This is a genomic window from Janthinobacterium sp. GW822-FHT07H10, assembly GCF_058798675.1.
This window is the reverse complement of sequence record NZ_JBXAKS010000009.1, coordinates 25,565-38,847: the sequence shown is the minus strand read 5'-3', so window position 1 is coordinate 38,847 and position 13,283 is coordinate 25,565. Positions and strand designations below refer to the sequence as shown.

General features: G+C 64.3%; 12 protein-coding genes. 6 read left to right on the top strand and 6 right to left on the bottom strand.

Annotation, left to right across the window (positions count from 1 at the left end):
* Positions 1 to 6: 6 nt before the first annotated feature.
* From AC1RDJ_RS19685 to AC1RDJ_RS19675, 3 genes are read left to right on the top strand one after another with little or no spacing between them, the layout of a single operon-like run.
* Positions 7 to 807, top strand: coding sequence for a biotin--[acetyl-CoA-carboxylase] ligase (locus AC1RDJ_RS19685; RefSeq protein ID WP_071325434.1), 801 nt, complete (start codon positions 7 to 9; stop codon positions 805 to 807).
* A 4-nt stretch (positions 808 to 811) separates the two neighbouring features.
* Positions 812 to 1,585 carry a type III pantothenate kinase gene (locus AC1RDJ_RS19680; protein ID WP_493028461.1) on the top strand — a complete coding sequence of 258 codons (774 nt, stop codon included), beginning with the start codon at positions 812 to 814 and terminating at the stop codon, positions 1,583 to 1,585.
* Positions 1,579 to 2,277 carry an SPOR domain-containing protein gene (locus AC1RDJ_RS19675; RefSeq protein WP_493028460.1) on the top strand — a complete coding sequence of 233 codons (699 nt, stop codon included), beginning with the start codon at positions 1,579 to 1,581 and terminating at the stop codon, positions 2,275 to 2,277. The genes AC1RDJ_RS19680 and AC1RDJ_RS19675 overlap by 7 nt, the downstream gene beginning before the upstream one ends.
* A 115-nt stretch (positions 2,278 to 2,392) precedes the next feature.
* Here the strand turns inward: AC1RDJ_RS19675 and AC1RDJ_RS19670 are convergent, their stop codons facing one another.
* The 6 genes from AC1RDJ_RS19670 to AC1RDJ_RS19645 form a co-directional block, all read right to left on the bottom strand.
* Positions 2,393 to 3,430 carry a septal ring lytic transglycosylase RlpA family protein gene (locus AC1RDJ_RS19670; protein WP_071325437.1) on the bottom strand — a complete coding sequence of 346 codons (1,038 nt, stop codon included), beginning with the start codon at positions 3,428 to 3,430 and terminating at the stop codon, positions 2,393 to 2,395.
* On the bottom strand, positions 3,430 to 4,545 hold the full coding sequence (gene rodA / locus AC1RDJ_RS19665; protein ID WP_071325438.1) for a rod shape-determining protein RodA: 1,116 nt from the start codon (positions 4,543 to 4,545) through the stop codon (positions 3,430 to 3,432). The genes AC1RDJ_RS19670 and rodA overlap by 1 nt, the downstream gene beginning before the upstream one ends.
* 67 nt (positions 4,546 to 4,612) lie before the next feature.
* Entirely contained in the window at positions 4,613 to 6,583 is a 1,971-nt protein-coding gene (gene mrdA / locus AC1RDJ_RS19660) for a penicillin-binding protein 2 (RefSeq protein ID WP_071325439.1), read from the bottom strand.
* 12 nt (positions 6,584 to 6,595) lie between these two features.
* Positions 6,596 to 7,108, bottom strand: a complete 513-nt coding sequence (mreD, locus tag AC1RDJ_RS19655; RefSeq protein ID WP_289889384.1) for a rod shape-determining protein MreD — start codon at positions 7,106 to 7,108, stop codon at positions 6,596 to 6,598.
* Positions 7,105 to 8,160 carry a rod shape-determining protein MreC gene (gene mreC / locus AC1RDJ_RS19650; RefSeq protein ID WP_493028459.1) on the bottom strand — a complete coding sequence of 352 codons (1,056 nt, stop codon included), beginning with the start codon at positions 8,158 to 8,160 and terminating at the stop codon, positions 7,105 to 7,107. The genes mreD and mreC overlap by 4 nt, the downstream gene beginning before the upstream one ends.
* A gap of 105 nt (positions 8,161 to 8,265) precedes the next feature.
* A complete protein-coding gene (locus tag AC1RDJ_RS19645; protein ID WP_010393186.1) occupies positions 8,266 to 9,309 on the bottom strand; it encodes a rod shape-determining protein in 1,044 nt (347 codons plus the stop codon).
* Between the two features lie 350 nt (positions 9,310 to 9,659).
* Here AC1RDJ_RS19645 and gatC point away from each other — a divergent pair, with 350 nt between their 5' ends.
* The 3 genes from gatC (at position 9,660) to gatB (ending at position 13,148) form a co-directional block, all read left to right on the top strand.
* On the top strand, positions 9,660 to 9,962 hold the full coding sequence (gene gatC, locus AC1RDJ_RS19640) for an Asp-tRNA(Asn)/Glu-tRNA(Gln) amidotransferase subunit GatC (protein ID WP_071325442.1): 303 nt from the start codon (positions 9,660 to 9,662) through the stop codon (positions 9,960 to 9,962).
* 178 nt (positions 9,963 to 10,140) lie between these two features.
* On the top strand, positions 10,141 to 11,625 hold the full coding sequence (gene gatA / locus AC1RDJ_RS19635; RefSeq protein WP_493028458.1) for an Asp-tRNA(Asn)/Glu-tRNA(Gln) amidotransferase subunit GatA: 1,485 nt from the start codon (positions 10,141 to 10,143) through the stop codon (positions 11,623 to 11,625).
* Positions 11,626 to 11,672: 47 nt separating this feature from the next.
* On the top strand, positions 11,673 to 13,148 hold the full coding sequence (gene gatB / locus AC1RDJ_RS19630; RefSeq protein ID WP_493028550.1) for an Asp-tRNA(Asn)/Glu-tRNA(Gln) amidotransferase subunit GatB: 1,476 nt from the start codon (positions 11,673 to 11,675) through the stop codon (positions 13,146 to 13,148).
* Positions 13,149 to 13,283: the final 135 nt, after the last annotated feature.

Below are 13,283 nucleotides of genomic sequence, written 5' to 3'. Positions count from 1 at the left end.
ACCCCCATGACGAAGCATACAGACCTGAACAGCGCGGCCATTGCCGCCCATTGCGCCACCGGCGCCGCCCACGTGGCCATCGAAGTGGTCGATGAAACCGGCTCCACCAACGCCGACCTGCTGGCGCGCTGCGCCACCCTGGCCGGCCCCACGCTGCGCATCGCCGGCCAGCAGACGGCGGGCCGCGGCCGCGCCGGACGGCCGTGGGTGTCGCAGCCGGACGCCAGCCTGATGTTCTCGCTGGCCTGGCGCTTCAAGGGCCCGCTGCACCAGCTGGTGGGCTTGCCGCTGGCCGTCGGCGTGGCGCTGGCCGAGACCATGTCGTCGCTGGGCGTGCCGGTGCAATTGAAGTGGCCGAACGACCTGCTCAAGGATGGCCATAAACTGGCCGGCATCCTCGTCGAGACGCAGCAGGCGCAAGGCAACGATGGCGGCGTGTGGGCCGTGATCGGCTGCGGCATCAACCTGCTGATGCCCGATGCGCTGGAACAGCAGATCGGGCGCAGCGTCTCGGCCGTGCCCTGGCTGGCGCAAATGGAACGCAACACCCTGGTGGCGGCCCTGCTCAGCCGCCTGGCCGGCGTGCTGGCCGAATTCGACGATACCGGTTTTGCGCCGTTTACGGAACGCTGGAACGCGCTGCACGCCTGGCAAGGCCAGCACGTGAAAATCCTCGACAATGGCCAGCTGCTGCAGCAAGGCGTGGCGGCCGGCGTGGACCACCTGGGCCGCCTGCTGCTGCGCACCGATGGCGGCCTGCAGGAAGTCATGTCCGGCGACGTCTCGCTGCGCCTGACCCAGGAGTAAGCACATGCTACTGCTCATCGACGCCGGCAATACGCGCATCAAATGGGCGTTGTCCGCCCCCGCCAGCACGGCGGGAGCCTGGCTGGCCAGCGGCGCCGTGGCGCACGCGCAGCTCGACACCCTGGCCGCCGCCTGGGCCAGCCTGGACATTTCTGGCGTGCTGCTGTCGAACGTGGCGGGGACGGCCATCGGCGCGCGCCTGCGGGCGCAGCTGCCGGCCTTGCCGCCGCCGGCGATCGCCACCTTTGCCTCGCTGCCACGACTGGCCGGACTGAGGAACGACTACCGCGACCCGGCGCAGCTCGGCTGCGACCGCTTTGCCGCCGCCATCGGCGCGCATGCGCTGGCGCCGGGCCAGGCCGTCATCGTCGCCAATTGCGGCACCGCCACCACCATCGACGCCATCACGGCCGACGGTGTCTTCCTGGGCGGGATGATCCTGCCCGGGCTGGGACTGATGGCCAGCTCGCTGGCGCGCAACACGGCGCAACTGCCGCAGATCGCCGGCGACAGCCCCCTGCCGGCCGGTTTCGCCGACAATACGGATGACGCCATCCTCTCCGGCTGCCTGGCGGCGCAGGCGGGCGCCATCGAACGGGCCGTGCGCATGCATGGCGCCAGCGCCTGCCTGCTGTCGGGCGGCGCCGCATCGCGCATCGCGCCGGCCCTGACGCTACCGGTGCCGCTGCAACTGGTGGACAATATCGTCATGATCGGCCTGCAGGCGGCCGTGCGCAGCGGCGAAGAAGCAGGACAACAAGGAACACACGCATGCTGAAATTCGTCTTCTGGCTGCTGGCCGGCGTCAACCTGCTGGTGTTTGCCATCGGCCAGGGTTACCTGGGCAGCTTTCGCAGCGAGACGCGCGAACCGGCGCGCCTGAAGAACCAGCTGCAGGCCGGCAAGCTCACCTTGCTGACGCCGGAACAGGCAACCGCTCCCGCCGCGCCGCCGGCCGCCGAACCGGCCGCCGCGGCGACGCCCGCCGTGCCGGCGCCACCGCTATCGTACGCATGCACGGAAGTGGGCAATTTCCTGCTGGCCGATGGCCGCCGTTTCGAAGCGCAAGTGGCCGCGCTGGACCTGGGCGACCGCCAGTCGCGCCGCAACGTGGCCGGCCAGGATATCTCGAGTTATATGGTGTACATCCCGCCGCAGGGCAGCAAGGAAGGCGCCGAGCGCAAGGCCGGTGAATTGAAGCAGCTGGGCGTGACGAATTATTTCATCATGGGTGACGGCAGCCCGATGCGCTGGGGTATTTCGCTGGGCGTATTCAAGTCGGAAGGCAGCGCGCAGAACCAGCTGGCATCGCTCAACAAACAGGGCGTGCACAGCGCCCGCGTCGCGCCCCGCTACAGCGCCAGCAAGCAGCTGGCCTATCAGTTCCGCGACCTCGACGCGGCCACGCGCGCGCGCCTGGAAAAAATCAAGGCGCAGTTCCCGGACCAGGATCTGCGCAGCTGCAAGTAAGCCGCAACCTGGCGCGCCTGACACAATGCTCAGGCCCAGGCGCTGCGCCGCAGGCGGTACGCATGGATAGCCAGGCGCGGCAACAACACACGAACTTTTTTCACACGCTTTACGTCTAGCGTTGAATCACGATCGGCTTGATGCCGGTCGACTCGGGCAAGCTGGCCGCCGCCCGCGCCGCATCGGCGCGGCTCGAGAATGGACCGCCGTACAGGCGGAACAGATTCCCCGCCTGCACCACGCCCAGGGTGCCCAGGGCCGTGTAGGGCTCCAGGCGCGCGCGGCCCGTTTCCGCATTGTCGGCGCGCGAATACGCGCCCAGCTGCAGATAGAAGCCGCTGGCCAGCGCCGCCGGTGCAGGCGCGGCGACCGTCGCGTCGACGGGCAGCATCTGCGTCGACACTTCCGGCTGCACCACGGCCTGCGTCTCCACCGGCGTGTCGATGGAAATGGCGACCACGGAAGGCACGGGTTTCGGCGCCGCGCGTGCCGCCAGGATGGCGTCGATATCGGCCGGCAGCAGGCGCTCGACCACCACCTGGTGGCTGCCCTTGCCCAGGAAGCCCAGTTTCAGCGCCGCCGTGTACGACACGTCGATCACGCGCGTGGCGTGGAACGGGCCGCGGTCGTTGATGCGCACGATCACCTGTTCGCCGCTCTCGATGCTCGTCACGCGCGCATACGATGGAATCGGCAAGGTCGGGTGGGCCGCCGTCATCTTGTACATATCGTAGATCTCGCCCGACGAGGTGCGCTGGCCATGGAATTTCTTGCCATACCAGGTGCCCGTGCCGCGCTGCGTAAACGGTTCGTTATTCGTGATCGGCGTGTAGGTCTTGCCGAAGACGACGTAAGGACGGTTCGAGCGCGTGGAATACGGCTCGTTGCGCACTTCCGCATCGGGCACGTCGCGCAGGTTCGGCGGTGGGCTGTCGCCCGGACCGTCATCCTTGTAATAGCCGCCGCGCCCGGAACCGGCCGCCGGCAATGCCGGCAAGGTGGGATCCTGGCGCACGGGGGACTTGACCTTGCCGCCGGACGGCATCGGGACGTTGGCCGGCGGCTTTTGCGGCGTCGTGCCGCAGGCGGCCAGGGTCAGCAGGACCGCGAGGCCCAGGCCACGCGCGGCGCAGGTATCGTAAGGCGCGCGCATCAGGTCTGCACCAGCTTGCGATGGCGCTGTATGCTCATCAGGATACCGGTCGCCACGCCCAGGGTCAGCAGCGCGGTGCCGCCATAGCTAAGGAATGGCAAGGGCACGCCAACCACCGGCAGGATGCCGCTGACCATGCCCATGTTTACAAAGGCGTAAGTAAAGAAAATCATCGTTATCGCTCCTGCCAGCAGGCGAGTGAAAAAACTGGGGGCGTTGGCGGCGATCATCATCCCCCGTCCCACCAGCAGCAAATACATCAGCATCAGGATCAGATTGCCGACCAGGCCGAATTCCTCGGAATAGACGGCAAAAATGAAGTCGGTCGTGCGCTCCGGGACAAACTCCAGGTGCGCCTGCGTGCCATGCGTCCAGCCCTTGCCCGTCACGCCGCCGGAGCCGATGGCGATGATGGACTGGATGATGTGGAAACCCTTGCCCAGCGGGTCCTTGGTCGGGTCGATCAGCATCATCACGCGGTCGCGCTGGTAATCATGCAGGTGCGACCAGGCGATCGGCAGGCAGGAGACAAAGGTGATCAGCAGGCCGGCCAGCACCTTCCACGACAGGCCGGCCAGGAAAATCACGGTGAAGCCGGCGGCCACCACCAGCAGCGCCGTGCCCAGGTCGGGCTGGCGCGCGATCAGGTAGACGGGCACCAGCAGCAGCACGGCCGCCACCAGGAACGATTTCCAGCGCAGGGCGCCGGCATTGTGCTGGAAAAACCAGGCCAGCATCAGCGGCGTGGCGATCTTCAGGAATTCGGACGGCTGGATATCGATCACGCCGATATGCAGCCAGCGCCGCGCACCGAGCTTGATGGTGCCGAACAGCGCCACGGCCACCAGCAGCAGCACCGAGATCGTGTAGGCGGGCACGGCGATGCGCATCATCATCTGCGGCGTCACATTGGCCGCCATCCACATGACGAAAAAGCACAGCAGGATGTTGCGCAGGTGGTCTTCGATCTTGCCGGGGATGCCGATGCTGGCAGAATACAGGGTCAGCAGGCTGGTGCTGAGCAGCATCAGGATGATGATCATCAGCGGCGGATCGAACACCGCCAGATAGGGTTTGGCGCGCCGCCACAGCGAGCGCCTCTCGTTAATGGGCATGTGCTTCCTTATTGCCTTGAGGTCTGGCGCGCCGCCATGGCGAGCGCCTCTCGTAATGAGAAACGTTTCATTGTTGTCTGGCAGGCGCCGGGGCGGCCTGCTCGTCAGTGATTTCTTCCAGGGTGCGCACTTCGTCGACGTCTTCCTTCGGCACCTTGGTCCGGTCTTTTTCCTTGTCGCTCGGGCGCTTGCCCAACAGGTAATAGTCGAGCGCCTTGCGCGCGATCGGCGCGGCCACGCCGGCGCCAAAGCCGGCATTTTCCACCACGATGGCAATCGCGATGCGCGGCTTGTCGGCCGGCGCGAAGGCGGTAAACAGGGCGTTGTCGCGCAGGCGCTCGGCCAGCAGCTTGGCATTGTACTTCTCGTTTTTCTTGATGCCCACCACCTGCGCCGTACCCGTCTTGCCGCCCACCGTGTACTGCACGCCGGTGAAGATGCGCGCGGCAGTGCCGCCCTGCTCGCTGGTCACGCCCACCATGGCGCGCTTGATGATGTCGATGTTTTCCTGCTTGAGCGCGATGCGGTAGCTTTCCTTCGGCACCGTCAAGGTGCGCGCCCGCGTATTCGCGTCCTCGATGATTTTCACCAGATGCGGCTTCATCACCACGCCGTTATTGGCCAGGTTGGCCGTCGCGTGGGCGATCTGCAGCGGCGTATAGGAATTGTAGCCGGAGCCGTTACTCACCGAAATCGTGTCGCCGCCCACCCATTTTTTCTGCTGCGGCGTCTTGAAACGGTTGCGCTTCCATTCCGTCGACGGCAGCACGCCCGTCTTCTCATTATTCAGGTCGATGCCCGTCAGCTGGCCGAAGCCGAACGGCTTCATGAAATCGTGGATGGCGTCGATGCCCATGTCGCGCCCCAACTGGTAATAATAGGTGTTGCACGAGACGACGATGGACTTGTGCATGTCGACCGTGCCATGGCCGCCTACCTTGTCGTCGCGGAAGGTGTGGCCGCCCAGGATGAAGAAGCCGGGGTCGGAAATCGACTGGCTCGGCGTGCGCTTGCCCAGCTCCAGCGCGGCCAGCGCCATGAACGGCTTGAAGGTCGAGCCGGGCGCGTAGGTGCCGGACAGGGGACGGTTGACCATCGGCCGGTCCAGCGAGGTATTGAGTTCGTTCCAGCTTTGCTGGTCGATGCCGTCGACGAACAGGTTCGGGTCGTAGCCGGGCTTGGAGACGTAGGCCAGGATGTCGCCCGTGGCCGGGTCGATCGCCACGGCCGCGCCGCGCCATTCGCCGAACGCTTCCTCGACCACTTTCTGCAGCTCGATGTCGATCGACAGGATCAGATTGTTGCCCGGCGTGGCCGCCGTGCGCGACAAGGTGCGCATGGCGCGCCCGCCGGCCGACACTTCCACTTCTTCGTAGCCGGTGGTGCCATGCAACTGCTTCTCGTAGCTTTTTTCCAGGCCCTCCTTGCCGATATGGTCGGTGCCGTTGTAGTTGGCGGCATCCTCGCCCTCTTCCAGGGCCTTGGCTTCATTGCGGTTGATGCGGCCGATGAAGCCCACCACGTGCGACGCCACCTCGCCCATCGGATACTGGCGGAACAATCGCGCCTGCACTTCCACGCCGGGGAAGCGGAAACGCTGCGCCGTGAAACGCGCCACTTCCTCGTCCGTCAGGCGCGTGCGCAGCGGCACGCTGACAAAATTCTTCGACTCTTCCAGCAGCTTCTTGAAGCGGCGGCGGTCCTTGATGTCGATCTGCACCAGGGTCGACAGCTCGTCGATCACCGAATCGAGGCTGGCGCTCAGCTTCGACGGCGTGATTTCCAGCGTGTAGGCCGAGTAATTGCGCGCCAGGACCACGCCATTGCGGTCGAGGATCAGGCCACGCGTGGGCACGATGGGCACCACGGCGATGCGGTTGTCCTCGGCCTTGGTCGCATAGTCCTCGTGCTTGATCACCTGCAGCCAGATGAAGCGCGCCAGCAGCAGCGAAAAGCAGACGAAGACGAGCGCGCCCAGGACGGTCAGGCGCATGCGGAAAAAATGCAGTTCGCGCTCGGTATTCTTAAGTTCAGTCATTGCAGGCGCCCGTCAGATCGGCCGGTTGTGGTCGCGGTCCACGGCGCGGCGCTGCGGCGCCAGCAGGATCCACGTGACCATGGGCCACAGGGCGACGGCGACGAAGCTCTCGATGAAATTGAGCCAGCCGGGGAAGCGCCCGGAGACGATCAGGCGCGTCAGCAGTTGCAGCGCCTGCGTCAGCAGCAGCAGCGGCAGCACGTGCAGCGCCTGCGTCATGACGGGGAACCACAGCACGCGGCGGTGCATCATGATGGCGAAGTAGGACAGCAGAGTGTAGGCCAGCGCATTCTCGCCCAGCAGGGTCGAGTCGTGCACGTCCATCATCAGGCCCATGAAAAAGGCCACGCCGATGCCGACCTTGCGCGGCTGGTGGATGCCCCAGAAGACCAGCACCAGCGCGACGAAATCGGGCACGCCGACGAAATGTCCCCATGGCAGCAGGTTCAGCAAGAAAGCGCACAGCAGCGAAAAGCCGATGAACAGGGGGCTGACCGGCAGCAGGATGTAATGCGGGCGGTTCATCGTGTCGCTTCCTTCGGTGGCACGGCGGCGGGTGCGGGCACCGCTGCCGGTTTCGGTGCGGGCGCGGGCGTCTGCGCCGCTGGCGCTTTCGCCGCCGGCGTGGCCGCGGCATTCGCGGTAGCCGGCGCTGTCGCGGCGGCAGGATCCTTGATCGGCGCCATCTTGCCGGCGATCTTGCGGCCCGTCTTGACGTCTTCGGCCGGTGGCCGCGGCGCGATCTCCGGCGACGTCATCAGGATGAGCAGTTGCGTGTTGCGCTCGATGCCGGCCAGCGGCTGGCACACGACACGGCCGAACGGGCCATGCGCATTGCGCTCGACCAGGGTGACGCGCGCCACGGCCAGGCCGGCCGGATACAGGCCGTCGAGGCCCGAGGTGATGACGATATCGCCGATCTGGATGTCGGCGCTGGGCGCCGTGAAGCGCAATTCCATGGTGCCGGACTTGCCGCGCCCGATGGCCACGCTGCGCACGCCATTGCGCAGCAGCTGCACGGGAATGGCTTGCTCTTCATCGGTCAGGAGGGTTACTTCGGACGTAAACGGGAACACGCGCGTGACTTGCCCGACCACGCCCAGGTTGTCGATCACGGGGCGGCCCAGTTCCACGCCGTTCTGGATGCCCCGGTCCAGCACGATCTTGCGCGTGGCCGAATCGCGCGTGTCATACAGGACTTCGGCCATCATGGTCTTGACGGGCACGCGTTCGCGCGCCTCCATCAATTTGCGCAAATGGTTGTTTTCAACGATGTTGAGCTGCGCCTGCTGCAGGATCTGCGCCGAGGCGATCTGTTCGTGTTTCAGGTCGCGCACCTGTTTTTCCAGGGCCGACAGCGAAGAAAAGTAATTGCCGACGCCGAGCGCCACGTCGCGCGGCACCAGCGCCGCCATCTGCACCGGATACAGCACGGTGCCGACTGCCTGGCGCACGGCCGTCAGCGCGTGCATGCGCGAATCGACCAGCAACAGGGCGATAGAAATGCCGGCGAACACCATCATCTTGACGCGGGCAGAGGCGCCTTGTTTGAAAAGTGGCGGAGGACTGTATTCCATGACATCCAATAATCAGGCGCAGTGCGCCAACGTGCAAGCCCCGGGCAAACGCCGGTGCCAAAACCAAAAAAAGGCCGGAAAATGGTTTCCGGCCCTTCTGTCAGATTATTCGTAGGAGAAGATCGAGCCGAGCTTGTCCATACGTTCCAGTGCCATCCCGGAACCGCGCACCACGCAGGTGAGCGGGTCCTCGGCCACCAGCACCGGCAGGCCGGTTTCCTCCATCAGCAGACGGTCCAGGTCGCGCAGCAGTGCGCCGCCGCCCGTCAGCATCATGCCTTTTTCGGCGATGTCGGCGCCCAGTTCCGGCGGCGTTTGCTCCAGCGCGTTTTTCACGGCCGAGACGATGTTGTTCAGCGGGTCGGTCAGCGCCTCGAGGATCTCGTTGCTCGAGATGGTGAACGAACGCGGGATGCCTTCGGACAGGTTGCGGCCCTTGACTTCCATTTCCTTCACTTCCGAACCAGGGAAAGCCGAACCGATGGCCTTCTTGATGGCTTCGGCCGTCTGTTCGCCGATCAGCATGCCGTAGTTGCGGCGGATGTAGTTGACGATGGCTTCATCGAACTTGTCGCCGCCGACGCGCACGGAGCCCTTGTAGACCATGCCGCCCAGCGAGATGATGCCCACTTCCGTGGTGCCGCCGCCGATGTCGACCACCATCGAACCCGTCGCTTCGGACACGGGCAGGCCCGCGCCGATGGCCGCCGCCATCGGTTCTTCGATCAGGTACACCTGCGAAGCGCCGGCGCCCAGTGCCGATTCGCGGATCGCGCGGCGTTCGACCTGGGTCGAGCCGCACGGCACGCAAATGATGATGCGCGGCGATGGACGGAAGAATTTCGAATCGTGCACCATGCGGATGAATTGCTTGAGCATTTGCTCGGTCACGGTGAAGTCGGCGATCACGCCATCTTTCATCGGACGAATCGCTTCGATATTGCCCGGCACTTTGCCCAGCATCTGCTTGGCTTCCTTGCCGACTGCCTGAATGGTCTTCTTGCCATTCGGACCGCCTTCCTGGCGGATGGCGACGACGGATGGCTCGTCCAGGACGATACCGAGGCCGCGCACATAAATAAGGGTGTTGGCCGTGCCCAAGTCAATGGCCAGATCGGTGGAGATATACCTGCGTAAAAAACCAAACATGAGTGTCCTGTAGCGCATCGAGCTGCGCAAAAGCTGTTTATGGGGAGTTTCAAAGCGGGCGCTTTCAGGCACCCTGAAAATCCAAAAGGCGATTTTTCCGGGTTTCGCTTGGCGCTTGCGCAATCTTTTCTATGCTGCGGCAGCAGTCCATCAGCGCCGGCAACGCATTAACCCGCCATTCTACCTTATAATTTGAATGCGATTTGCTCAAAAACCATGGAAAAGTGCGACTCTTGCAGCCGCGAGTTACGCGGCATTCCAGAGTTTTTGTGAGCAAAAGAGCAGTAAATACCCGCGTTTTATCAAAACGCCAACTTAATACTAATGCGCGGCACTCCGCGCCATTCGCCATGTCCCTGACACTATCCGACGTAAAACGCATCGCCCACCTGGCGCAACTTGAAATGGCCGACGAGCAGGCCGTCACGTCGCTTGAGCAATTGAACAAGATTTTCGCGCTGGCCGAACAAATGCAAGCCGTCAATACCGATGGCGTGGCCCCCCTGAGCCACCCGCTGGCCGCCCACATGGACAATATCGCCCTGCGCCTGCGCGACGATATCGCCACCGAGCAGAACCGCCGCGACGACTACCAGGCCGTGGCGCCGAAGGTACAAGATGGACTCTATCTCGTGCCAAAAGTGATCGAATAACTGGCACCTGACATAAGCTGCTGCGCGTCGCGATTTGCGGCCTCCGATGCTCACTGTGCTCAAGCACAGCTGCGCGTCCCGGCCGCAACTCACTTCCGCTCGCTATGCTTCTGTCAGGCGCTAGAACGGCGCAGTGCACGAAAAACAACCTTGCCGAATAGATAAATATAGAAACGCCATGCATACAAAATCCATCAAACAGCTGTCCACGCTTTTGCAGAACAAGGAAATTTCCGCCGTTGCACTGGCGACGCATTTCCTCGACCGCATCGCGGCGGACACCTCGAACGCCTTCCTGCACGTCGACCGTGCCCTGACCCTGGCGCAAGCTGCCGAAGCCGATGCCCGCATCGCGGCCGGCACGGCCACGCCATTGACGGGCGTGCCGATCGCGCACAAGGACCTGTTCGTGACAAAAGGCTGGCGCACGACGGCCGGCTCGAACATGCTGGCCAACTACGCCAGCCCGTTTGACGCCACCGTGGTGGAAAAATTCCAGGCGGCCGGCATGGTCACCCTGGGCAAGGTCAATTGCGACGAATTCGCCATGGGTTCCGGCAACGAAAACTCGGCCTTTGGCGCCGTGCAGAACCCGTGGGACAAGACGGCCGTGCCGGGCGGCTCCTCGGGCGGCTCGGCCGCCGCCGTGGCCGCGGGCCTGACGCCGGCGGCCACCGGCACCGACACGGGCGGCTCGATCCGCCAGCCAGCCGCCTTCTGCGGCATCACCGGCATCAAGCCGACCTATGGCCGCGTCTCGCGCTTCGGCATGATCGCGTTTGCCTCCTCGCTGGACCAGGGCGGCCCGATGGCCCGCTCGGCCGAAGACTGCGCCCTGCTGCTGACCGCCATGGCCGGCTTCGACGAGCGCGATTCGACCAGCCTGTCGCCGGAACAGGGCGGCGTGGCGGAAGATTTTTCGCGCGAACTGGGCCAGCCCTTGACGGGCCTGCGCATCGGCGTGCCGCGCGAGTATTTTGGCGAAGGCCTGGCCAAGGACGTGGAAGCGGCCGTGCGCGGCGCGCTGGCGCAGTATGAAAAGCTGGGCGCCACCCTGGTCGACATCTCGCTGCCGAACACGGCCCTGTCGATTCCCGCCTATTACATGATCGCCCCGGCCGAAGCGTCGTCGAACCTGTCGCGCTACGACGGCGTGCGCTACGGCCACCGCGCGGCCGAATACAAGGACTTGCAGGACATGTATAAAAAATCGCGCGCCGAAGGCTTCGGCCCCGAAGTACAGCGCCGCATCATGGTCGGCACCTACGTGCTGTGCCATGGCTACTACGACGCCTACTACCTGAAGGCGCAAAAGATCCGCCGCCTGATCGCGCAGGATTTCGACGCCGTGCTGAATGGCCCGAACGCCGTCTGCGACGTCATCATGGGACCGGTCGCGCCGACCGTGGCCTGGGACCTGGGCGACAAGACCGACGACCCGGTGGCGAACTACCTGGCCGACATCTACACCCTGTCGACCAGCCTGGCCGGCCTGCCCGGCATGTCGATTCCTTGCGGCTTCGGCGCAGGCGAGAAGAACGGCAAGCGCCCCGTCGGCCTGCAAATCATCGGCAATTACTTCGGCGAAGCGAAATTGCTGAACGTGGCGCACCAGTTCCAGCAAGTGACAGACTGGCACACGCGCAGCCCTGCCGGCGGTTAAGAGCAGACCAAGAACAGATTTGCGCCGCCCAGGCGGCGCCACCAAAAATAAGCGAGAACACTATGCAATGGGAAGTCGTCATCGGTCTTGAGAACCACGTGCAGCTCACGACCGAATCCAAAATTTTCAGCGGTTCGCCGATCAAGTACGGCGCCGAAGCCAACACGCAAGCCAGTCCCGTCGACCTGGCCCTGCCAGGCGTGCTGCCGGTGATGAACAAGCAGGCCGTCGACCGCGCGATCCGCTTCGGCCTGGCCGTGGGCGCCACCGTCGCGCCGCACTCGGTCTTCGCGCGCAAGAACTACTTTTATCCGGATTCGCCGAAAGGCTACCAGATCAGCCAGTTCGAGGACCCCGTCGTCATCGGCGGCGCCCTGACCTTCGGCTATGAAAAGGATGGCGAATTCGTCACCAAGACGGTGAACCTGACGCGCGCCCACCTGGAAGAAGACGCCGGCAAATCCCTGCACGAAGATTATGCGGGCATGAGCGGCATCGACTTGAACCGCGCCGGCACGCCGCTGCTGGAAATCGTCTCGGAGCCGGAAATCCGCAGCGCCGCCGAAGCCGTGGCCTACGCCAAGGCCCTGCACTCGCTGGTCATGTGGCTGGGCGTTTGCGACGGCAACATGCAGGAAGGCTCGTTCCGCTGCGACGTCAACGTCTCCGTGCGCCCCGTCGGCCAGAAGGAATTCGGCACCCGCTGCGAGATCAAGAACCTGAACTCCTTCCGCTTCATCGAGGAAGCCGTGCACGTCGAAGTGCGCCGCCAGATCGAGCTGATCGAAGACGGCGGCAAGGTCGTGCAGGCGACCCGCCTGTACGATCCGGACCGCAAGGAAACGCGCGAAATGCGCAGCAAGGAAGACGCCCAGGATTACCGCTACTTCCCGGACCCGGACCTGCCGCCGCTGGCCATCTCGCAGGCGTGGATCGACGAGGTCAAGGCCGCGATGCCGGAACTGCCGGCCGCCATGCGCGCCCGCTTCATCAGCGAATACGCGCTGCCGGAATACGATGCGCTGGTGCTGACGCAATCGAAGGCCATGGCGACCTATTTCGTCGCCGTGGTCGACAAGGCCGGCAAGGAAAACGCCAAGGCCGCCGCCAACTGGCTGATGGGCGACGTATCGTCGACCCTGAACCGCGAAGGCGTGGACCTCGATGAGGCGCCCGTCTCCGCCGCGCAGCTGGCCGCCATGCTGAAACGCATCGCCGACGGCACGATCTCGAACAAGGCGGCGAAAGAAGTCTTCGCCGGCATGTGGGAAGCGAAGTCCAGCGACGAGCATCTGGTCGACACCATCATCGACGCCAAGGGCCTGAAGCAGATTTCGGATTCGGGCGCGCTGGAAGCCATCGTCGACGAAGTGCTGGCGGCCAACGCCAAGTCGGTGGAGCAGTACCGCGCCGGCAAGGAAGCGGCCATCAACGCGCTGATCGGCCAGGCCATGAAGGCATCGAAAGGCAAGGCCAACCCGGCCCAGCTGACGGAACTGCTGAAAGCCAAGCTGGCGGGATAAGCATCCCGCCTGGAACAGAAAAAGACGCTGCGGCGTCTTTTTTTTCGCCCGAAAACCGCTGTTCAAACATCCTTGTCTAGATTCTTTTCCTTATTTTAAAGGCGCTGACGGCAATCTGAAAATTAAAGTATACAT

Bases quoted from the DNA above. Each gene is read 5' to 3' on its own strand.
- AC1RDJ_RS19685 (WP_071325434.1), top strand. From the start codon at position 7: ATGACGAAGCATACAGACCTGAACAGCGCGGCCATTGCCGCCCATTGC.
- mreD (WP_289889384.1), bottom strand. From the start codon at position 7,108: ATGAACCGCCCGCATTACATCCTGCTGCCGGTCAGCCCCCTGTTCATC.
- mreC (WP_493028459.1), bottom strand. From the start codon at position 8,160: ATGGAATACAGTCCTCCGCCACTTTTCAAACAAGGCGCCTCTGCCCGC.
- gatC (WP_071325442.1), top strand. From the start codon at position 9,660: ATGTCCCTGACACTATCCGACGTAAAACGCATCGCCCACCTGGCGCAA.
- AC1RDJ_RS19680 (WP_493028461.1), top strand. From the start codon at position 812: ATGCTACTGCTCATCGACGCCGGCAATACGCGCATCAAATGGGCGTTG.
- AC1RDJ_RS19675 (WP_493028460.1), top strand. From the start codon at position 1,579: ATGCTGAAATTCGTCTTCTGGCTGCTGGCCGGCGTCAACCTGCTGGTG.
- rodA (WP_071325438.1), bottom strand. From the start codon at position 4,545: ATGCCCATTAACGAGAGGCGCTCGCTGTGGCGGCGCGCCAAACCCTAT.
- gatA (WP_493028458.1), top strand. From the start codon at position 10,141: ATGCATACAAAATCCATCAAACAGCTGTCCACGCTTTTGCAGAACAAG.
- mrdA (WP_071325439.1), bottom strand. From the start codon at position 6,583: ATGACTGAACTTAAGAATACCGAGCGCGAACTGCATTTTTTCCGCATG.
- AC1RDJ_RS19670 (WP_071325437.1), bottom strand. From the start codon at position 3,430: ATGCGCGCGCCTTACGATACCTGCGCCGCGCGTGGCCTGGGCCTCGCG.
- AC1RDJ_RS19645 (WP_010393186.1), bottom strand. From the start codon at position 9,309: ATGTTTGGTTTTTTACGCAGGTATATCTCCACCGATCTGGCCATTGAC.